The following is an 18,710-nucleotide window of genomic DNA, read 5'->3' as shown; positions in this document are numbered from 1 at the left end:
CGGATAGTCACCATCGCAGCATAAAACCGTTGGCCGAAGATCGGGTGATTCGAGAAGCTGGTGCGTATGCAGGCCACCGTCACCGTCACGCCGGCCGCGCTTCCCGAGGTGTTGCTCAACGTCGCCCTGGTGCGTCCCGTCTTCCTCTGGGGCGCCCCCGGCATTGGGAAGAGTTCGCTGGTCAGGGCGTTCGCCGAGTCGCTGGGGCTCGAATGTGTGACGCTGCTCGGCACCCAGCTCGCACCCGAGGACCTCATCGGCGTGCCGCAGATCGTCGGCGACCGCAGCCGGTTCGCCCCGCCCGAGTCGATCGCCCGCGACGAGCCCTACTGCCTGTTCCTGGACGAACTCAACGCCTCCTCGGCCGAGGTGCAGAAGGCGTTCTACTCGCTCATCCTCGACCGGCGGATCGGCACCTACGAGTTGCCGAAGGGGTCGGTCGTCATCGGCGCGGGCAACCGGGCCACCGACAACGCGCTCGCCCGGCCGATGCCGTCGGCGCTGGTCAACCGCATGATCCACCTTCACCTGCGGGCTTCGGTGGACGACTGGCTCGCCTGGGCCGCGGCCAACGGGGTGCACCGGTGGGTCGTCGACCATCTCGTCCAGCGGCCCGACCACCTGTGGAGCCCGCCGCCGAAGTCGGAGGAGCCGTTCTCCACGCCGCGCGGCTGGCACATGTTGTCGGACGCGCTGCACGCCTACGGCGAGGGCGTCGACGGCGACACGCTGGCCGTGCTCGCCCACGGCATCCTGTCTCCGGTGCACGCCTCGGCCTTCCGCGCCTATGTGAAGACGGTCAGGCACGCCTTCGACCTCGACGCCGTACTGAAGGGCGACGTCGCCTGGCCCCGCGACCCGCAAGACCGCGACCTGCTGTTCTTCCTGTCGGAGGCGTTCCGGGCCCGGCTGGCGAAAGACCTGCCGGCGTCCAAGAGGCACGCCTCCCCCGCCCTGCAGAAGCTGGCGTTCCGGTCCAAGGCCCTGCTGATCGAACTGGCCGAGATCAGCCTCGAATGCGCTCAGCTGGTCATCGCGACCGACGACAACGGCGTCCCGGTGCTGCCGTCGTGGTTCCTCATCGAGGTCGGCCGCGACCTGCCTCGCCTCGCGGCGGCGCGGGCCTGATGACGAAGCAGCGCAAACCCGACCCGTGGCGCCTGGCCGTCTACGAAGGCTGGCGCGACGCCTCGAACCACTCGCTGTTCCGCACCCTGCGCATGGGCCTGATCGACGACGAAGAGCTGCCCAACGCCGTCTGGGCCGACATCCAGCCGGGCACGGTCCGCTTCAACCCGCGCGTCCGCGCCGAGCCGGACCTCTGGGCCTGGGTCTTCGCCCACCTGCTCCTGCACGCCGGCTTCGGCCACCTCGACCCGCGAAACGCCGAACCGGGCGACCTCGACCGCCCCGTGGGCCGCGACAGACGACGCGCCCCGAGGGCTCACTACCAGGCGGCCTGCTGCGTGGTGGTGGACCGCTTCCTCACGTCCGTCGGCATCGGCCGCCCACCCGACCGGCTGCCGGACCTGCCCGCCGAAGACGAGGCGACCCTCGCGCGCCGCTGGTCGGCCGGCGTCCCGGTGGAGTACACCCCGGGCGAGCACCCCGACTTCAGCGTCGGCACCAAGAAGGAGGCCGACTGGCACAAATACCCCACCGAACTGGCCATCGGCGTCTCCTCGGCGGCCACCTCGGCCGTCACGGTCGCCTCCGGCGGCGACCCGGTGCGCCGCAAACCGCCGCGGGAACTGGCCCTGGGCTGGTTCGTGTCCTCATATCCGCTGTTGGGCGCCCTGGCGGCAGGCCTCAAGATCGTCGCCGACGCCGACGTGGCCCGAGGCTGGGACATCGCCATCGCGGCCGTCAACGCCGAAGCCGGCGAGATCTACGTCAACCCCCTCCGCGACCTGCTCACCGAAGAGTGGCGGTTCGTGCTGGCCCACGAGATGCTGCACGCCGCCCTGCGCCACGGCGACCGGGTCGGCGGCCGCGACCCCTACCTGTGGAACGTGGCCTGCGACTACGTCGTCAACGGCTGGCTCGTCGAGATGAACGTCGGCGAGATGCCCGAAGGCCTCCTGTACGACCCCGACCTCCGGGGCTGCTCCAGCGAAGAGGTGTACGACCGCATCAAGACCGACCTGCGCAGAATGCGAAGACTGGCCACCCTGCGAGGCAAGGGCCTCGGCGACCTCCTGAACGAACCCGCCACCCCCGGCACCTACGCCGACCTGGACGCCTACTACCGCAGCGCGCTGGCCAACGGCCTGGAATACCACCTGTCGTCGGGCCGCGGCCACCTCCCGAGCGGCCTGGAACAGGAGATCCGCGCCCTCGACCAGCCCCCACTCCCATGGGACGCCCAACTGGCCCGCTGGTTCGACGAACACGTCCCCAGCCCGACCCGCAAGCGCACCTACGCCCGCGCCTCACGCCGCCAGTCGTCGAGCCCCGACATCCCCCGACCGGGTTGGATCCTCCCGGAGGAGGTGGTCCGGCACGCGACGTTCGGCGTGGTCCTCGACACGTCGGGATCGATGGACGTCCGGCTGCTGGGCAAGGCACTGGGCGCGATCGCGTCGTATGCGCTGGCGCGGGACGTGCCACAAGCGCGGGTGGTGTTCTGCGACGCGGCGGCTTACGACGCGGGGTACCTGCCGGTCGAGACGATCGCGGGGAAGGTCCGGGTGCGGGGGCGTGGGGGGACGGTGCTGCAGCCTGGGGTGGACCTGCTGGAGCGGGCGGACGACTTTCCTCAGGGCGGGCCTATTTTGATCATCACTGACGGGTGGTGTGACGTGGTGCGGGTGCGGCGGGAACATGCGTGGCTGGTACCGGAGGGGGCGTCGCTGCCTTTTCGTCCGCGGGGACCGGTGTTCCGGATGCGGTGACGGCGCGGTCGCTAGTGCTGTGACCACAAACGTTCACCGGTTCGATGGGCGGATCAGGCGTCGCCCATTCCGAACGAGTCGTGGATCGGGCGTACTTCGACAGCTACGACATGGAAGTCAAGGACGCGGTTGGCGATCGCATGCGCCCGCTCTGGGCTCGCGCAGTCGACCACGTGGTAGGCGGTGAGTTGCAGCGTCGCCCCGGTCAGCGGCCCATCTGTCGAGGTGGATCCACCCGCATGCCACCGGATGGTGGTGGTGTCCTTCGGGTAGGCCAGTCCGGCTCCGTTCAGCATTTCGCCGGAGCCGGCAAGATCTTGGTGAAGGGCTTCATGCCGCCGGGCCACCTCGGCGCGTTCCGAGGCGGACATCGCTTCAGTCGCGGCCGGGTCGGCGTACATAAGGATCATATATTTCACGGCCCAACCCTCACACGTGGCTGGGGTGCCGCCAACCCGGTGAACGTTTGTGGTCACAGCACTAGATGACGTGGCGGGCGGCATGCCGTGGCTCTCTGGGGCGTCGCCGCCCTTTCGTCTCCGAGTGCCTGTTTTTCGGATGCGGTGACCGCGCGTTCGCGAGATGACCCGGGGAGTGGCATGCCCAGGCTCCCCGGCGCGTCGCCGCCCTTTCGCCTGCGGGTACCGGTTCTTCCGGATGCAGTGACCGCGAGATAGACCGGCAAGCGGCATGCCGTGGCTCCCCATCTGGCTCCCGCCACGGGTCAGAGCGTGCGAGCGACTCGCTTTTTCATGGGATGGCCGCCTGTGCTTCTCAGGCGACCTGTAGCGAGTCGATCCAGGCGAGCAGGCGAGCGCCCTCGCGTTCCATGATCCCGGGGTCCCGCAAGGCGTTGGCCAGCAGGGACATGCCCTGGTAGGCGCCCACGAGGGTGAGGGCCAAGCCGTCGGGGTCCGGCTGGCCCAGCTCGCGGAACTGATGCTCGGCCCAGGTCAGCAGCAGCCTGATGACCTTGCCCGCTTCGACGTCCAGGCCGCCTTCCTCGCCTTTGTCCAGCTCGACGGCGAGCGTGCCGGTCGGGCATCCGTAGCGGGCGGCGAGGTCACGCTGGCCCACCCAGGCGGCGATCAGGCCCTTGAGGCGTTCGCGGGGGGCGGGGAGCCGGTCGAGGTCGGCGGTGAGCACGTCGAGCTGCCGAGCGTGCTCGGAGAGCGCGGCGGCGACAAGCTCGTCCTTCGTCTTGAAGTAGTAGTAGACGTTGCCGACGGGCACCTCGGCCGCCCGCGCGATGTCGGCGATAGTGGTGCGCTCGGCGCCTTGCCGGTGCATGACCTCGGCTGCCGCCCTCATCAGCCGCTGGCGCTTGGCGCCGGCCGTCCGAACACGGGCGGATTCTTTCAAGTCAGTCACCTGACTAACTATATGGCCCCGACCCGTGCTACGTTTCTTCTCAGTCAGTCAGCTAACTAACTCAGAGGAGAGTGACATGATCGTTGTTACTGGTGCCACGGGAAACGTCGGACGCACGCTGGTCCGGATGCTCATCGAGGAGGGCCAGGAGGTGACCGCCGTAGCGCGCCGCATCACCGAGGCGGACGTGCCGCCAGGGGTCCGCCCGGTCGCCGCCGACCTGTCCCGGTCGTCCGCAGACCTGCCCACCGAGGCAGACGCGGTCTTTCTGCTGGTCGGAGGAGACCTGATGATGGCTGGGGACCCCACTCAGGTGGTGGCCCCATTCGCGAATTACGGCAGGATCGTCCTCCTCTCCTCTCAGGGAGTGGCCACCCGCCCGGACTCCCCGTCACATGGGCAGGCACTCGCGGCCTTCGAACAGGCCGTCATGGCGTCCGGTACGGATTGGACCTTCCTGCGGCCGGGCGGCTTCGCTTCCAACGCCTTCGCGTGGGTGCCATCGGTGAGGGCATCCCGCACGATCGCCGCACCGTTCGGGGACGTCGGCCTCCCGGTCGTCGACCCCGGCGACATCGCCGCAGTGGCCGCCGCCACCCTGACGCAGGCTGGCCACGAGAAGGCGATCTACGACCTGACCGGCCCCGTGTTGACCACGCCACGCCAGCGGGCAGCCGCCATCGGGGCTGCGATCGGCGAGCCTGTCACCTTCAGAGAGCAGACGAGGGAGGAGGCCCACGCCCAGATGTCGACGTTCATGCCCGCCCAGGTGGCGGAGACCACTCTCGACATCCTCGGCACGCCCACCGTCCGCGAACAGCAGATCAGTCCCGACGTCGAGAAGATCCTCGGCCGCGCACCGGTCACCTTCGCCGACTGGGCGAACCGCAACTTGGAAGCCTTTCGCTGAGGCCCGCGGGCCGTTCGGTGCAGGATTTCCGCAGCACGACTGGGCCTCAGCGTCGCCCCGCCTTCGCTTCTGACGCGCTGCGGGTGGCGGCTCATCAGTGAGGCCGCAGCGCGTGCTGAATCGCCATCTCCTGGCCATACCAGCGCGACCGTGACCGTGACGTAGCCTTCCACGGCTGCGCCGACAAGGCCCGCCGAATAGCACACGCCGCCACAAGCGCAATTAGCAGTAGAACTGCGTCCATGGATCCGGTGAAGCTACAGCAAGCTCTGGACGATGTCTTCGACCAAACCCTGCTCCGCCACGGCTTCACCACGTACATGCGCGACTACCAACTAGTGATCCACACGACCGCCGATCCGCGAAGCGGGATCGCGCCGGCAACGCTGCGCTACCTGTTCCGCTTCTGTGTGCAAGCCGACTGCACCACAACCGTGCCGGCCGAAATATGGCGCGAGTCCCTCGACGACCGGCTCATCACCTACCAAACGGGCGTCGACCTCGACGGATACGTCTGGGGCGTTCAATGGCAACTGCTCTATCCCGGAGCCACGATCATCACTGACTCGCCGACTGCCCGGAGCTGGGCCGCAGCCGTCGGCATCGACTTCCACGAGGTCCGGATCCAGACCAACGCCCACGATCTGACCTTGATCTTCTCCGACCTCCGGGTCGAAGAACTCCCCTCTGAAGAACACGGACCGGACCACATGTTTCCAATTCGATAGGCGTCACAGCCGCCGCCTGATCACTCAACCGCGGGAAATCCGTCATCTGTAGTGCGCGTGAAGTGATCGTCCTACTGTCCCTGATATGCCTCACGGACTGTTCGCCGGCCGTTCGTGGCTTGAGCGGCGTGAGCGTCGAGGCCGAACGCTCCGCCCCGAACGTGTGATCGTTTCCCCGTACGAAGCAAAGTCTGTCTCGCTGTCCGCCTTCCCGACGTCGGGCGACAGTCGCGGACGTCGTGAACTTCGTGGCGCCTGATCTCGGAAGGAAACGAGTAGAACTCCTTCGCCTAAGACGGTCACGTACCGAATGACGCGTGATGGACGAGGAGTGGCACACCAGGCAGGCTTGCCGTGTGCGTGTGCCGCTCCCGCCCGCTTCGGCGAGGACGAGGATGCGACGGTCCTGTCCGCCTACCTCGATCGCTACCTGCCTCAAGTGGAGAATCGATACGACCAAGAGGACGCCCTCGGCGCTCTCCTGCTCATATACGAGAAGCTGGCAACCGATGAGTCCCGATCTCCGCACGCTTCGCCTTGAGCTCGCGGCCACTGCCGCAGATACGTTTCCACCGTGCCCACAGGCGGGTGTGGGGGCCGGCCCGTTCAATCGGCTCCGCCCATAGAGCAGGCCGGAGCGCAGGCGAAAGCCGTACAGATCAAAGAGCTCGCGAGTCTCGTCGAGCGGCATGTGCCGGAGGCGCGCGCGGAGTTGGCCGCGCGGTGACCGAGGAGCTGGCCCGGCCGGGAGGTGCTGCGCGAACGGCTGGAACGGCTGGGTCCTACGCCGAGCTCGCCTCGGCGGCGCTGACCACGCTGATCTTCGGTTAGGCGTTCAGGAAGACCGGCACGATCGTGGCGAAGGCGAGCACGCCCGCGCCGACTTTCGGCCAGGCGAACCCGGGTGAGGCGAGCCACGACACGAGCGCGTAGCCGACCGCCGGAACGGCGATCATGATGGGCGCCGGGAGGAACCCGATGCCGAGGATGTCCAGCCAGCCCCACAGGCCGAACAGTAGGAAGGCGCCGGCGGGGAACGCCGCCCACCCGACGGGCCACCAGTTCGGCAGTCGCGCGGCGGCGCCGAGGATCATGCCGAGCACGAGGGGCGCCAGCACGATCAACACCCCGTCGTCGAAGAAGTCACCGTACGGCGACCAGAGGTAACAACCGATCGCGGCGGCGTAGATCGCCAGGGCGACCAGCAGACGTCTTCCCCTTAACGGCATACGTCCCAATATAGGCTCACGCGGTAATGACGATCTTGCCTTTCGCGTGTCCGTTTTCGACCTCACGCAGGGCCTGGCCCAAGTGGGGGTCCCACAGGTGGTCGGTGCCCGTGGGGGTCCCACGTGGGACCCCCACAACGGCCCCCGCCAGCCGAAACGGCGGCTCTGTAGGGGTCGTGGGGATCCCCCAGCTACCCCCGGTTTTCCGTGCCGAGAGCCCCGCACCCCCTCCCCGGGGCCTCCCACGAGGGACCCACACCCCCTCCCTGTTCATGCAGCTTTTGGCCCCTGCAACCAAAAGACAGCTTGAACAGGGAGGGACGCCCCCGCCGGCATGTCAGCCCGTCCTTCGGCGCAGCTCGTGGAACTCATCATCCGAGCGAAGCGAGCTCGATCCGAGCGCAGCGAGGCATGTCCAGGGAGCGCGAGGGGCGGAGCCCATCGCCAGGGAGCGGCAGCGACCCCGGAGCGACAGCGACGCAGGGGACGCGAAAGCGGACCGGGGGGAGCGCGAGGGGGCGAAGCCCTCTCGTATCGGGGGTCCGGGGGTCGCCCCCCGGGGTAAACGAGGAACGGCCCGTGGCAGCCACCCCGAAGGGGTGTCAACCACGAGCCGTCCCGAGAGTGGAGCTATGGGGATTTGAACCCCAGACCCCTTCGATGCGAAGCAAGACCAGTGGGTCGATCTAGGTCGGTATGAGACAAATGGGGTGTCCTACACCTGCGATAACGCCCTGAGGGGGTCGCGAGGGATCTGATGGAGTCACAAGGTGGTGGCTCCCCATAATGGCTCCCGCGCGGCCCACTCTCATCCCCGACCACGAACGACTCACTGCCGGCCGATTCCAGTTCTCATGGAGGGCTTGAGTCTCGGCGACCTTGAGGGGATACGTGTTATATGCAATTAAATTAGTAATTATTCTCGATGATAATTAAAGGAGACGCCGGATTATTTCCTGCATTTTCGATTTTAGTCAAAACTTTACCGGCGATATCCTTTAGTAACTTATAGTCTTGGAATTGAATTTTGGTCGGAGGGGCCTTGTGTCGAACTATACGATTGGCAGCCAAGAATTTAGCTTTCAGCGCACTTCGAGCGAGACTCATTAAGTCAAACGAAACATAATGCACTTGAAGCTGTTCTGGCACATTGAGAATCTGCTGCGCCACCTGAACAGTATCGGTCCGAATCTTGCCATCAGACATCACACTGTAAGGTGCAATTAAGCTGCCAGTAGATTTTAGGTCCAGTAGATCATACAAGGCTATTAGTTCCATTACAGAGCCCCTAGATCGACCGGGACCAACAATATGGTTATAGCACTCCATAGCAGCTTTAGTTGAGCACGCTAGAAGGAAATCCGAATACGCCTCAGGGGCACTTGAACCAAGTCCCATCAGTTTGCGCGCAAGGCTATCTCTGTATGGCCCAGGCATGCGTTCAGACTGGGAGCACAGACGCGAGATCACCATACGGGCCAGGTTGACGCTGATTCCTGAACTGTTGCTAAAAATCTTGTCAACATAGTCATTCATCCGCTCGACAGGGATCCAGTCAGAATCTAAGAGCAGATTATTGATCAAAGCGCCCCTATAGCCCAACGCTTCACGGCCGAGCCTATTGAAGAATGGAAGCCCTCCCTGAAGCGCTCTTCTGGCCGCATCGATTCCCAGAAGATTGACTTCATTCATTGCTGTAGACAATACGCTATGCGGCGAATCGCCAAGAATGGTACGCTTATTGCAGGTAGGATCGGAAATTATCTCAGCATTGCCGATTATGTGGGCGTATCCATTAAATAGGAAATCATGGGGACCGCCCCAGCGACTAATAATAGATTCAGTCGAATCGCCATAATTGCCTAGGCGCACTACTCTAACGACGCTGCTCCACTCCATTTGACTTAACTGCGCATGCCACAGTCGGATGGATGAGTGCAACTGCGCTAGACGATCTGCAGGAGACGGAAAGTATCTCTCGTCATATATGACACTCAGAGGAATTTCAGCAACACCCTGAGGGTCGGATTCGTCGCGCACAGCAACAAGTAGGAGTAGTAGAAGGTTGACGCTATATATTGCAAAGCTGCTCGGCGCGTTGAGCGATACAGGCCGATACTCCGAGTATTCGTCTTGGGCCCGGTGCAAGAGGCATCGCCTGAAAAGGCGAATAATGACCTGCATTTGCTCATCTATATCTTCAGAAGATGACTGCTCTAGAATATTAGACAGGAAGTCAAGAATTCGTTCTTCACGAACACTCAGCACGGCCTTGGAAATCAGCGCATGCAGCAGCTTGTCGTCATCTAGATGATGGCCTAACTCATCATCCTCGAACCTGGATTTAATAGCCATCCGTCGAAGCTGCTTCGCGACCCATCGCGCGACCAAGAACTCCGTGAATGACGCATGAAGGAACTCATATGACTTATTCTTCTCAGAATGTCCATACGTTGACTGAGCATGTTGCACAAACAGCTTGAAGAAAAAGCGCCCAGCTAGCCGCTGCGCGACGTCCAGGGCCAGATCCCGCCTCGCTTCACGATAACTTGTGTGACCGTGAGTGTCCCGGATAGTGCCGCCTACCGGAAGAATCGAAAAGTCATTAATAAGATCCTTATCAGAAACGGTCTGGCGCCCCCGATTAAACATAGCAAACGCCACGAAGGATAGTTGGTCGAGTTCGAGCTCAATTTCCCGGCGCTTCTGTTTATCCGAGAGCGATCTGTTTAACTTTGTGACGTCACGTTCTGCGAACCGAGTGAACAAACTCTCGTAGAGCTCGGCACGGCTGATCTCGGATGTGAGCGAACCGCCATCAGAATTGAACAGTGCCAGCATAAACAGAAGCAGCGGCTGCCTTGCAAGGTCACCCTGATCCAATGCTATCTCTCTAGGGAGTTGCCTAGCAGGGTTCGCTTTGTTCCAAGTATTCAGCCAGTTGGATACCTGCTTATCGTCGAAGGGTTCAAGTCGCAGCACGACGCTGCCTAGTGGATACCGAACTTGATCTGCCACAGCAGTTCTGCTTGTGACAATCACAGCAACAGGGCGACCCAGTTCTGCCTCGCGCTGTTGAAATGACTGTACTTTTTCCAAATAATCGTAATGCGCCACACCGCTAGCTTGTAATAGCTCGTCAAATCCGTCTAGAATAATAACCGGCTGTGCGGTATCGAGTTCATCAACCAAATCTGCCCATGAAACAGTTAGGCCTGTTAGATTATGAAGGCCAGCTTCGATCTGCTGCTGAATGGGGCTATCCCATCCTACTGAGCGAAGTTTTACCCGCACTACTGTGAAATCTCGGGGGTCAAGATCCGCAGCCAGAACCTGCGTGAACATGGATTTCCCCGCTCCCGGTTGGCCTAGAACCACCAACGGAGCAACAGAGGCTTGAGTGGAAATCAAGTGCCTCAGAAGGAATGTCCAAAAGTCCGTGCGAGTTTCGATCTCACTCCATGATGGCTCGCTCACCCATTCATCTTGCTGATTACGAAGCTTAAGACGATCCAGCTCTTTGAAAGACGGGTTCACATAGATATCGCGCTTAGCGGGAAGACTTACGCCTTCCGGAAGCTCGCCCATCATGGCCATCGGCCGCAACATCGCTTTTGAATAGCGTGTCACAAGATCCTTGCGGAGCTTAGCGTGAGAGGTATTGCTTGCCGAGCGTTCAAAAGCTTCCGCCAAGGAACGTAAACTGAGAGCACTACTTTCGAGACCAGCACGTGTTTGCGCAATACTATCTAAGATCGAATTTACGCCCACTCTATGTGCCCATAAAGCTATCTCAGGAAAGTCAGATTCGAGCTGCCGTAGGGACTCTTCGTACTTCACAACCGCAGACCTAGGAAGATACTTGAACACAGATCGCTGCCAACGATCTTTTATCGTGTCATTGAGCTCATCCCAAACGGCAGTCCCTTCGACGAAGTCTGCTAGCCGTCGACACATTTGCTCATAGAACGTTTTCAACTCAGACGCGCCAGTTGGACCAAATCCAAGGCCAGGAAGAGCTCCCGGCTTGATAAGTGCCTCAACTATGTGCGAAAGGCTATCTTTCCCCTCGTCGCTATACTCGTTGGCCGCCAGAGCAACTTGCTCCGCCGGCATCATTTTTATCGACTTTGACGATAGCAGCGAATCGCAATCTGGGTCTAACCCGTCCATAGCTTCAAAAAAGGCCGAAATTACGACAATGGCGTGAGCGGCCTCGATCAGCTCAGTACGACTAAACCGGCTCAGCCCTCTGAACTTCTCCCCTAAAGCAGGAACTAGGTTGCGAGCAATCTGGAAGACTTCGCCTTTTAGGTCAAATAGACTCAATGCAGTGCTAGAGCCACCAGCCGAGAGAGCTGTCAGGCCTACGCCGGCCGCTGTACTGATAACACCAACTAGGCGGCTATTTCCGCCAAGTATCTTTACCGCATCTCGATAACTTATCGGCTGCCGTCTCACGTGTCTCCAAATCAATCAGCCGTCCCCTCCGCATAGTCTACGACCCAAATCGGGGCATCGCGGAGAGAATGTGACTAATCACGTTTGTTCCATATGACGGCTTTGTCTACCTGGGCCTATCTACAACCAAGCTTTTCGGTCGGCCGATTCCCTAAATCCTTGCTCATCGCGCCAACCCTTAGACAGGCCATAGCACAGAGCTGGTTACTCTCTGCAACTCCATGAGTCCGTTGCATGGATCGAATTCGGCAATTTCAGCAAATACCTTGCAGATAAGGCGGCCAACCACAGCGCCAGCCCTCATACGATTCATAGGCTGGCTCACGGTGCGTGACCAATGATCGTCCTATTCAGTCGCCCGTGCTGCGGCATCTTCGGAGCGAGCGACGTAAGTTCCCTTCGCTGGCAAGGTGACGACGAGTCCGCGAGCACGAAGGTCCTCAATGGCCCGTCGCACTGTTCCGAGGGCGACACCGTACTCTGCAGCGAGATCACGCTCCCCAGGAAGCCGCGTTCCTGGTGCCAGTTCTCCAGCGGTAATCCGTGCTGCGATGTGATCCGCCACCCGGGCGTATACATACATGGCGGGTCCCGGTGCGTCGGGGTCGTACGGCGGCACGGCACTCATACTGATCACCCTAGAACGCCCCTGAGCTGCATAGATGTGTATGACGCGGCATGCCGCTATACACCGCTCTATATGCCGGTCTATGCTCTGCGGCGGGCGGTGACGAGCCCTTGGAAGGTCCGCACTTCCACCTGATCAGGCCCGTCGGCATTTGGCGTCACCCAAGGTCGGCGGGCCGCCCGGCATGGTGACGCATGACCCCTGACCAGCTCAGAGAGCACTACCCGCAGTGGACGATCTGGGAGCTGGGAGGCATCTGGTACGCGACGGGTGCTTGCCCGGCTCAGTTCTGCGAGTGCCGCCGCACTCTGCACAGCCCCACGCTCGCCCGCCTCGCCCAAGTCCTTGCGGAAGCCCTACAGCCAGCGATCGGGAGCAGGTGATCTCGATGAAGCTCCAACAACCCGGCGACGCTTCGACGATGCCCGTTCCTTACATCACCGCGTACTCAGGCGAGACCGACCCATCGCCGCTCGTCTTCACCAAGAACCACCTTGGCGCGCTGCGGCTTGCCTACGAGCACCAGCGTGACGACGACAGACGGCTCGGAGTGCTCCGCGCTCGCGCCGGTCAATCTCGTGAAGGCCAGCCCATCTGGGGATCACCCAACGCGCGCCGCCAATGGGAGTGCATGGAAGACCTGCTGTGTCAGGTCTGTGGCTGTCCTGCCACGGACGACAGGTCGGGCAAGGTTCCGTGGCTCGTCACCGACGACGTTTTCCGCCGCACAGGGATCGACTGCGGCCAGACCGCCACGCCGCCGACGTGTCTGGACTGCATGCCTCTGGCGCTCTCCCTCTGCCCTCACCTTCGTGACGCGCCGGCGGTCTACATGGTGGGCAAGGCCACCCCGGTGAGCGTCCTGGCCCACGTCTACACACCCGCAGGAGACGGTTACGCGGCTTTCACGGGCGAACACAACGTTGAGCTTCCCCTGTCGGGGAGCGATCTCCTGTCGTACTCCGTCGCTCACCGAATCGTGGTGTCCATGAGCGAGATCACGCCTATCTGGCGGGTCGCATAGTCCTCCGGCGGGGCTGCTTCGAGGTCACCGCTCAGGCAGCCCCGCCGGAGCACATCATCAATGATCATTCGTGATCTTGAGAGCGGTGATGATCGTCTGCGCGGCGGTCTCGACATCCATCAAGTGCGTCTCAACGCAGAGATGGAACGTGTGCCCGTCGTCGTGGGTCTGGAGATCGGCAAGAGTCTCATCCCACGCCCGTAAGCGTGCAGGGGTGTCAACGTCCCCCCGCTGATGGGAACGCTGTTCGCAGACCTCCCGGGGAACATTCAGCCGCACCCGGAACCACGTCTCTAAATCGCTCGCGCTGAGGGCCCGCACGTCCGGAATGTTCCCCATGTGGACAATGGGCGTCGCCCCGACCGTGAGCATGGCGCTGACGTCGGCCTGGTCGACGGCATAGACGTTGCCATATCGATGCGTCTCGACGGCTAATCGCCCCTCCCGCCGCAACTCGTCGAGCTGCTCGCGGCTCACCGGCTGATACCCGACCGACCGGCCACCACCGACCTTGAGTTTCCTCAGGTACGTGAACCGCCCGTCGATCCGGGAGAGCGCCGCCGTGATCGTGTCCTTGCCACTGGTCGGGGGCCCGTACAGGATGATCGCCCGCAGTGTCATGGGAGCAGCCGGCGCAACGTCTCGCGCGTACGGTCAGCGGTGGCTATCGCCATCCCATAGCGGTTGTCCACCGTGACGTGAACCCCGGGCGGACTGTTCTCCGTGTCGATGGATGCGGCGTAGTCATCCCAGTTCTGAAGCTTCCAGTTGTCGCGCGGCGCGGACCGGAACTCCATGTACTCACGCATGGAATCCACGTCGCACCGCACCCAGATGACAGCGACCTCGACGCCCTTGGCCGCGCACCGGTTCTCCAGCCTCTTCAACCAAGCCTCTTGCTTGAGTTCAGAGATGAACGGCGCTGAGAGAACCGTGGACACACCACAGTCGAGATTGTCGTAAGCGGTCTCCATCAGACACCGATACTCCAACGGCCGGACCTCACTCAAATAGAGTTCCGAATGCCGGTCGTTCGGATCGCCGCCTAACGAAACTAGAAGCCGTTCAGCGATTCCCCGCGTCATGGAGTCCTTGTCCAGGAACGCCCACCCGGTGATATCGCTGAGGAACCGCGCGAACTCCGTCTTCCCCGATCCGGCATACCCGCCGACCAGGGTGAGCGTCTTCTTCTGCGAAGCCCCGATGACGAACCGCGACCCCCACGCGTCGAGCACCCGCGATTCGAGTACGGCCCGCATCGTCCCGTCGCCCTCGCTCACACCGCTCGCGATGCGCTCCAGGGCTTCAGTTATGGCCCGCGCGGCCTCCTTCTGGAACGCCGGCTCCGACACGATCCCCGGCACGTTCAACACCGGAACCGCAGCGGACACGTCGGCAGGCTGGGCACGGAATCCCAACGTGAACTCGTCGCTCTGGTACAGCAGCGAGTACGCGCGCCGGTAGTGGACATGCGGATAACTCTCCCCGCGCTCGTGCTTCCCGATGGTCTGGAAGTTGCCCGCGAGGTTCCAACTGTGCTGCTCACCGATGTTGCGCAACTGCTCGCCGGCCGCTTCGAGCGTCAGCCCGGCAGCCTCGCGATGTTCCCGCAGCTTGGACGGCTGCCACCCAGCATGCTTGACCTGCATCCGCCGGTTCCTCCTGTAGGTCACCGCTACTCGGGATGATCGGAAGTGCAGCCGCGATACTACGGCCCGACATAGGCCCAAGCCAGAGGAACGCCCAACTCGTCTAGTTCGCGTATAAAGCCGCTAGACGACAAGGCTAAGAACCGGGCTAGGGATTAGTGATGGGGGTTTTCGCGGGATTTCGGTGAACTTGAGGCACGCCAGACAGAAGCCCTGGCGAACCTCAGGAGGTGATCCGAGAAATGACCTACGACCCCAATGAATTCCAGGCCCGCGAATTCGTCTCCGGATTGCGCCGGCTGGCGTATTTCCTCGAAAGGAATCGCGCGCTCCCCTCCCCGCTCAACGTCGACATGATCGTCTTCCCGCGAGGCGAGTCCGACGAAGCACGCTGCGCGGAGGTCACCCGGATCGGTGCCGCCCTCCGGAGCGAGGTCCACCACGACCACCACGGAAGCGGACACTGCCGGACCACCAAGAGTTTCGGCGGAGTCAGCTACACGGCCGTGGCCATCTCGACCAGAGCACGCGCCCAGTACGACGCCCTCATGTCCTACGACGGCTCGATCCACCCCACCGACGCGGATGCGTGGTGACGAGCCCGATGCGCATCCCCGGAACACGCGGCCACCGATGCCGCTGCGGAGGAGTCGCCGATCTCGGCTCCATCGTCTGCCGCAAGTGCCTCGCCCGCTACCGCTGGCGCCGTCGCAAGGCCCCCTACCCCGGAGAGGAGGACCTCCCGTGTTCCTGATCATCGCCTTCGGTGGCGCGGTCGGCCTCGTGACCGCCGTCGTGGCTGTGCTGTGCATGTCCGCCGAGATCCGGCGGGACGACCGGACCCGCGTCAGCATCTACCACGCCCCCGACTCCGCTCCCTGCGCGATGACGCGCCGCGTCTCGGGTCTGGTCGTCCTCGACTCGTCGCCGGCAGCCCTGAGGAGGAGGTGAATCCCCTTGGTGGTCTCCGTCTCCCTGGTCCTGCTGCTCGGTGTCGCCCTGCTTATCGCGCTCCGGTACACCCGGCTCCGACTCTGGCACGCGGCGGTGAGCGTCGCGTTCGGCTTCTGTCTCGGCAAGTCCGTCTCCACGCCCGAGTTCCAGAACGTCATGAGCACGCTCGCCCGAGTCTTCAAGCTCCTCATCGGCTGAACGTCCACATCGTCAACGCTCCCGGGGCCACGCGCCCCGGGAGGAAAGGGGGTGATCCCCACGTCGACCACACAGCCCATCCGACGTACCGGTCTCCAGGAGGTCCGCAACCGCCTCGACTACCTCACCCAGTTCGCCGAACAACCCACCGTCCGTCCGGTGATCCTCGCTCTGCTCACCACTCCGCAGGGTTTGGCGCTCGCCGCCATTCTCTCCGCCCTTCCCGTCCTCTGCGACGAGATCGAGCGACTCCGCGACGAACGAACCGCCCACCACAACCTGACTGCTGCCGCCCTCGCCACCCTCGCCGCCGACCGCGACGGCGAACCCGATCCGCTCTATTACGTGCGAGACGAACTGTCCGCTCAGCGTGGCGAGGCTCCGTGAGGGCCCGCCGCCTGTCCCGCTCTCAGGTACGCCGCATGCGCCGATACGGCGTCGAACCCATGTTGATGATCGACGCCAACATGCAGTTCGGCCCGCTCGCCGTGACGCTCATCGTGTCGTGGCTGTGGCGTCGACGCTCCGAACTGGGCCCGTTGCTGATCTCCGGGTTGACCGTGCTCACGGGTGCCACCGTGCATGTCACCCGCCCGGAATGGGCTCAACCGATCATCGTCGGTACGGGCGTCGCCGTCGCCCTGGTCGCGATGTTCGGAGGCACGGCGCTCCGTCTGCGCGTCAGTGAGCGTGTGTACGCGGCGCTCACCGTCGCCTGTACCGGGAGCTGGATCGCGTTCGCCGCCGCGCACGGCCCGTTCAACCCGCCAATGCCCGCACTCCTCGCAGCGGGAACGCTGGTCCTCGCGTTGCCGTGGTGGGTCCACCGTCGCCGCCGTGCCCGGGTGCGGGTTGAACGCACGCTGGCCGCGTGGCCGGAGATTTCCCACGCCATCGGCTTGACCGGTTCCCGCGTGCAATCGGCGTTCGTCGACCTGTGGGGGTACCGCGCCCGCATCGGCCTCGCCCGGGGCCAGACCGTGGAACACGCCATGGGCCGCATCCCCGAGATCGAGTCAGCGTTGGGCACCCGCCGTGGTGCCGTCCGCGTCCAGCCCATCCCCGAGCGAGCCAACCGGATGGAAATCCGGGTGATCGAGACCGACCCGCACGCCGACGCCATCGGCTGGACCGGCCCGTCCGTCACCTCGATCAACGACCCGATCGAACTGGGCGTCTTCGAGGACGGCACCCCGGTACGGGTGTCCTTCCTGCGCCGGCACGGCCTGTTCGGTGGCGTCTCCGGATCGGGTAAGAGCGGCGGGCAGAACGTCCTACTCGGCAATCTCACCGCGTGTGCCGACACGATCGTGTGGGGCGTCGACCTCAAACGCGGCATGGAGCTGCTCCCATGGGCATCCTGCCTCGACCGCATCGCCACCACCCCGCGGGAAGCCGAAGCCCTGTTCCGCGACGCCGTCGCCATCCTCGACGGACGCGCCGAGACGCTCGCCATGCAGGGATTACGGGTCTGGGAGCCCACTCCCGACGCGCCGGCGCTCGTCATCGTCACCGACGAGTACGCCGAACTGTCCGACGAAGCCCCGGTAGCGCTGGCACACGCCGACTCCATCGCCCGACGTGGCCGCGCACCCGCCGTACAACTCGTCATCGCCACCCAACGCCCATCCCAGAAGACCATGGGCAACAGCGCCGTCCGCTCCCAGATGGACATCAGAGTCAGCTACCGCGTCCGCGAACGTCGTGACGTCGACCTGATCCTGGGACAGGGCATGCACAAGGCCGGCTGGCACGCCGACAAGCTCGACGCCCCCGGCAAGTTCCTCATCAGCTCACCCGAGCACGACATCCCACGCCGCGCACGCGGCTACCTCCTCGAAGACGACACCGTCCAACGCGCCGCGCTACGCCACGCCGACCGACGCCCCACCCTCGACGAGGTATCGCGCCAGGCGCTCAACCACGTCCACTCCGACGAGCCACGCGACCAGCCCAACCGCAAGAGCGCCCACGACGCCGACGCGGCTCTACTGGCCGCCCTGCACGACGCCCCCGACGAGGGAATCGGATTGGCCGATCTACTGACAGCGACCGGCATGAGCCGCGCCACGCTCTACCGCCGTCTCGCCCAACTCGAAGACGAGGGACGCGCCCGCCAGACCAGACGCGGACGCTGGCGCGCCACCGACAGTCATCACAATGCGTAATCGTCTCAACGTCTCAATGTCTCATCGTCTCGCGCGCGTCTGCACATGGGCGTGAGACGAACGCTGAGACGAACCCATGAGACAAACACACACCGTAACCAAGAGAGGTGATCGCCCGACGACAACCAGACACCCCGGGCGACGACCCCGGGGAAAGGAGGTGATCCATCATCCAGGCGTACACGGTCGAACAGGTCGCCGAGATCCTCAACATCGGACGCGACAAGGTCTACGCACTTCTGCGCACGAAGCAGCTCAACAGCATCAAGATCGGCAAGCTTCGCCGCATCACCGACCAGCACCTTGCCGACTTCGTTTCCTCAATCGAAGAGATGCACTAAAAGCATGAAGCGGTATAGAGCAGTATGCAGCGCCATGCCGCTGTGCTACGTTGCGCTACAGACCCGGATACGCCGACCGAACACCGGCCGGAAGGTCCTGAGGTCAGACGCCTTTTGACAACTCCATCGGCAAGTACGCGCACCTCATCGCAACA

At 63.4% G+C, this 18,710-nt stretch carries 19 protein-coding genes; 12 read left to right on the top strand and 7 right to left on the bottom strand.

The window, feature by feature from the left end:
- The first annotated feature begins 66 nt into the window (after positions 1-66).
- Together QSK34_RS33425 and QSK34_RS33420 are read left to right on the top strand one after the other, a co-directional pair.
- On the top strand, positions 67-1,128 hold the full coding sequence (locus QSK34_RS33425) for an AAA family ATPase (protein ID WP_285590178.1): 1,062 nt from the start codon (positions 67-69) through the stop codon (positions 1,126-1,128).
- Positions 1,128-2,894 (top strand): vWA domain-containing protein, encoded by a 1,767-nt coding sequence (locus QSK34_RS33420; RefSeq protein ID WP_285590175.1) that lies wholly within the window; start codon positions 1,128-1,130, stop codon positions 2,892-2,894. Before QSK34_RS33425 ends, QSK34_RS33420 begins: the two co-directional genes overlap by 1 nt.
- Before the next feature lie 53 nt (positions 2,895-2,947).
- Here the strand turns inward: QSK34_RS33420 and QSK34_RS33415 are convergent, their stop codons facing one another.
- Together QSK34_RS33415 and QSK34_RS33410 are read right to left on the bottom strand one after the other, a co-directional pair.
- A complete protein-coding gene (locus tag QSK34_RS33415; protein WP_285590635.1) occupies positions 2,948-3,304 on the bottom strand; it encodes a YciI family protein in 357 nt (118 codons plus the stop codon).
- Positions 3,305-3,668: 364 nt separating this feature from the next.
- Positions 3,669-4,265, bottom strand: a complete 597-nt coding sequence (locus QSK34_RS33410; protein ID WP_285590172.1) for a TetR/AcrR family transcriptional regulator — start codon at positions 4,263-4,265, stop codon at positions 3,669-3,671.
- A 76-nt stretch (positions 4,266-4,341) separates the two neighbouring features.
- On the opposite strand from QSK34_RS33410, the gene QSK34_RS33405 reads away from it, so the two are divergent.
- The 3 genes from QSK34_RS33405 to QSK34_RS37875 all read left to right on the top strand — a co-directional run bounded on the left by QSK34_RS33405 (position 4,342) and on the right by QSK34_RS37875 (position 6,444).
- On the top strand, positions 4,342-5,175 hold the full coding sequence (locus QSK34_RS33405; RefSeq protein WP_285590171.1) for an SDR family oxidoreductase: 834 nt from the start codon (positions 4,342-4,344) through the stop codon (positions 5,173-5,175).
- 242 nt (positions 5,176-5,417) lie between these two features.
- The gene (locus QSK34_RS33400) at positions 5,418-5,903 is read left to right on the top strand and encodes a YxiG-like protein (RefSeq protein WP_285590168.1); all 486 of its coding nucleotides are present in this window, start codon (positions 5,418-5,420) and stop codon (positions 5,901-5,903) included.
- A 310-nt stretch (positions 5,904-6,213) separates the two neighbouring features.
- A complete protein-coding gene (locus tag QSK34_RS37875; RefSeq protein ID WP_353051452.1) occupies positions 6,214-6,444 on the top strand; it encodes a DUF6000 family protein in 231 nt (76 codons plus the stop codon).
- Positions 6,445-6,730: 286 nt separating this feature from the next.
- Here the strand turns inward: QSK34_RS37875 and QSK34_RS33395 are convergent, their stop codons facing one another.
- The 3 genes from QSK34_RS33395 to QSK34_RS33385 form a co-directional block, all read right to left on the bottom strand.
- Positions 6,731-7,132 carry a hypothetical protein gene (locus tag QSK34_RS33395; RefSeq protein WP_285590166.1) on the bottom strand — a complete coding sequence of 134 codons (402 nt, stop codon included), beginning with the start codon at positions 7,130-7,132 and terminating at the stop codon, positions 6,731-6,733.
- 909 nt (positions 7,133-8,041) lie between these two features.
- The gene (locus tag QSK34_RS33390; protein WP_285590165.1) at positions 8,042-11,593 is read right to left on the bottom strand and encodes an NACHT domain-containing protein; all 3,552 of its coding nucleotides are present in this window, start codon (positions 11,591-11,593) and stop codon (positions 8,042-8,044) included.
- Positions 11,594-11,939: 346 nt separating this feature from the next.
- A complete protein-coding gene (locus QSK34_RS33385; RefSeq protein WP_353051469.1) occupies positions 11,940-12,176 on the bottom strand; it encodes a winged helix-turn-helix domain-containing protein in 237 nt (78 codons plus the stop codon).
- 433 nt (positions 12,177-12,609) lie between these two features.
- Between QSK34_RS33385 and QSK34_RS33380 the strand changes: the two genes are divergently transcribed.
- Entirely contained in the window at positions 12,610-13,245 is a 636-nt protein-coding gene (locus tag QSK34_RS33380) for a hypothetical protein (RefSeq protein WP_285590160.1), read from the top strand.
- Between the two features lie 57 nt (positions 13,246-13,302).
- On the opposite strand, the gene QSK34_RS33375 is transcribed toward QSK34_RS33380, so the two are convergent.
- Entirely contained in the window at positions 13,303-13,866 is a 564-nt protein-coding gene (locus tag QSK34_RS33375; protein WP_285590155.1) for an ATP-binding protein, read from the bottom strand.
- Positions 13,863-14,894 (bottom strand): P-loop nucleotide/nucleoside kinase family protein, encoded by a 1,032-nt coding sequence (locus QSK34_RS33370; RefSeq protein ID WP_285590152.1) that lies wholly within the window; start codon positions 14,892-14,894, stop codon positions 13,863-13,865. Before QSK34_RS33370 ends, QSK34_RS33375 begins: the two co-directional genes overlap by 4 nt.
- A 230-nt stretch (positions 14,895-15,124) precedes the next feature.
- On the opposite strand from QSK34_RS33370, the gene QSK34_RS33365 reads away from it, so the two are divergent.
- The 6 genes from QSK34_RS33365 to QSK34_RS37870 all read left to right on the top strand — a co-directional run bounded on the left by QSK34_RS33365 (position 15,125) and on the right by QSK34_RS37870 (position 18,555).
- Positions 15,125-15,490 (top strand): hypothetical protein, encoded by a 366-nt coding sequence (locus QSK34_RS33365; RefSeq protein ID WP_170990932.1) that lies wholly within the window; start codon positions 15,125-15,127, stop codon positions 15,488-15,490.
- 148 nt (positions 15,491-15,638) lie between these two features.
- On the top strand, positions 15,639-15,845 hold the full coding sequence (locus QSK34_RS33360; protein ID WP_285590147.1) for a hypothetical protein: 207 nt from the start codon (positions 15,639-15,641) through the stop codon (positions 15,843-15,845).
- Positions 15,846-15,854: 9 nt separating this feature from the next.
- Positions 15,855-16,046: a hypothetical protein gene (locus tag QSK34_RS33355; RefSeq protein ID WP_285590146.1), complete on the top strand. Its 192-nt coding sequence runs from the start codon at positions 15,855-15,857 to the stop codon at positions 16,044-16,046.
- A gap of 51 nt (positions 16,047-16,097) precedes the next feature.
- Positions 16,098-16,433 (top strand): hypothetical protein, encoded by a 336-nt coding sequence (locus QSK34_RS33350; protein WP_285590144.1) that lies wholly within the window; start codon positions 16,098-16,100, stop codon positions 16,431-16,433.
- Positions 16,434-16,468: 35 nt separating this feature from the next.
- On the top strand, positions 16,469-18,214 hold the full coding sequence (locus QSK34_RS33345; RefSeq protein ID WP_285590142.1) for a helix-turn-helix domain-containing protein: 1,746 nt from the start codon (positions 16,469-16,471) through the stop codon (positions 18,212-18,214).
- Between the two features lie 167 nt (positions 18,215-18,381).
- Positions 18,382-18,555: a helix-turn-helix domain-containing protein gene (locus tag QSK34_RS37870; protein WP_353051468.1), complete on the top strand. Its 174-nt coding sequence runs from the start codon at positions 18,382-18,384 to the stop codon at positions 18,553-18,555.
- The last annotated feature ends 155 nt before the right edge of the window (positions 18,556-18,710 follow it).

This window comes from Herbidospora sp. NBRC 101105 (genome assembly GCF_030269205.1).
Taxonomy (GTDB): domain Bacteria; phylum Actinomycetota; class Actinomycetes; order Streptosporangiales; family Streptosporangiaceae; genus Herbidospora; species Herbidospora solisilvae.
This window is presented reverse-complemented; position numbering and strand designations above follow the sequence as displayed.

What these genes read in the sequence shown, in the direction of transcription:
- QSK34_RS33425 (WP_285590178.1), top strand. Translation starts at nt 67, where the DNA reads ATGCAGGCCACCGTCACCGTCACGCCGGCCGCGCTTCCCGAGGTGTTG.
- QSK34_RS33420 (WP_285590175.1), top strand. Translation starts at nt 1,128, where the DNA reads ATGACGAAGCAGCGCAAACCCGACCCGTGGCGCCTGGCCGTCTACGAA.
- QSK34_RS33415 (WP_285590635.1), bottom strand. Translation starts at nt 3,304, where the DNA reads ATGATCCTTATGTACGCCGACCCGGCCGCGACTGAAGCGATGTCCGCC.
- QSK34_RS33405 (WP_285590171.1), top strand. Translation starts at nt 4,342, where the DNA reads ATGATCGTTGTTACTGGTGCCACGGGAAACGTCGGACGCACGCTGGTC.
- QSK34_RS33400 (WP_285590168.1), top strand. Translation starts at nt 5,418, where the DNA reads ATGGATCCGGTGAAGCTACAGCAAGCTCTGGACGATGTCTTCGACCAA.
- QSK34_RS37875 (WP_353051452.1), top strand. Translation starts at nt 6,214, where the DNA reads ATGACGCGTGATGGACGAGGAGTGGCACACCAGGCAGGCTTGCCGTGT.
- QSK34_RS33395 (WP_285590166.1), bottom strand. Translation starts at nt 7,132, where the DNA reads ATGCCGTTAAGGGGAAGACGTCTGCTGGTCGCCCTGGCGATCTACGCC.
- QSK34_RS33385 (WP_353051469.1), bottom strand. Translation starts at nt 12,176, where the DNA reads ATGTATGTATACGCCCGGGTGGCGGATCACATCGCAGCACGGATTACC.
- QSK34_RS33380 (WP_285590160.1), top strand. Translation starts at nt 12,610, where the DNA reads ATGAAGCTCCAACAACCCGGCGACGCTTCGACGATGCCCGTTCCTTAC.
- QSK34_RS33375 (WP_285590155.1), bottom strand. Translation starts at nt 13,866, where the DNA reads ATGACACTGCGGGCGATCATCCTGTACGGGCCCCCGACCAGTGGCAAG.
- QSK34_RS33370 (WP_285590152.1), bottom strand. Translation starts at nt 14,894, where the DNA reads ATGCAGGTCAAGCATGCTGGGTGGCAGCCGTCCAAGCTGCGGGAACAT.
- QSK34_RS33345 (WP_285590142.1), top strand. Translation starts at nt 16,469, where the DNA reads ATGCGCCGATACGGCGTCGAACCCATGTTGATGATCGACGCCAACATG.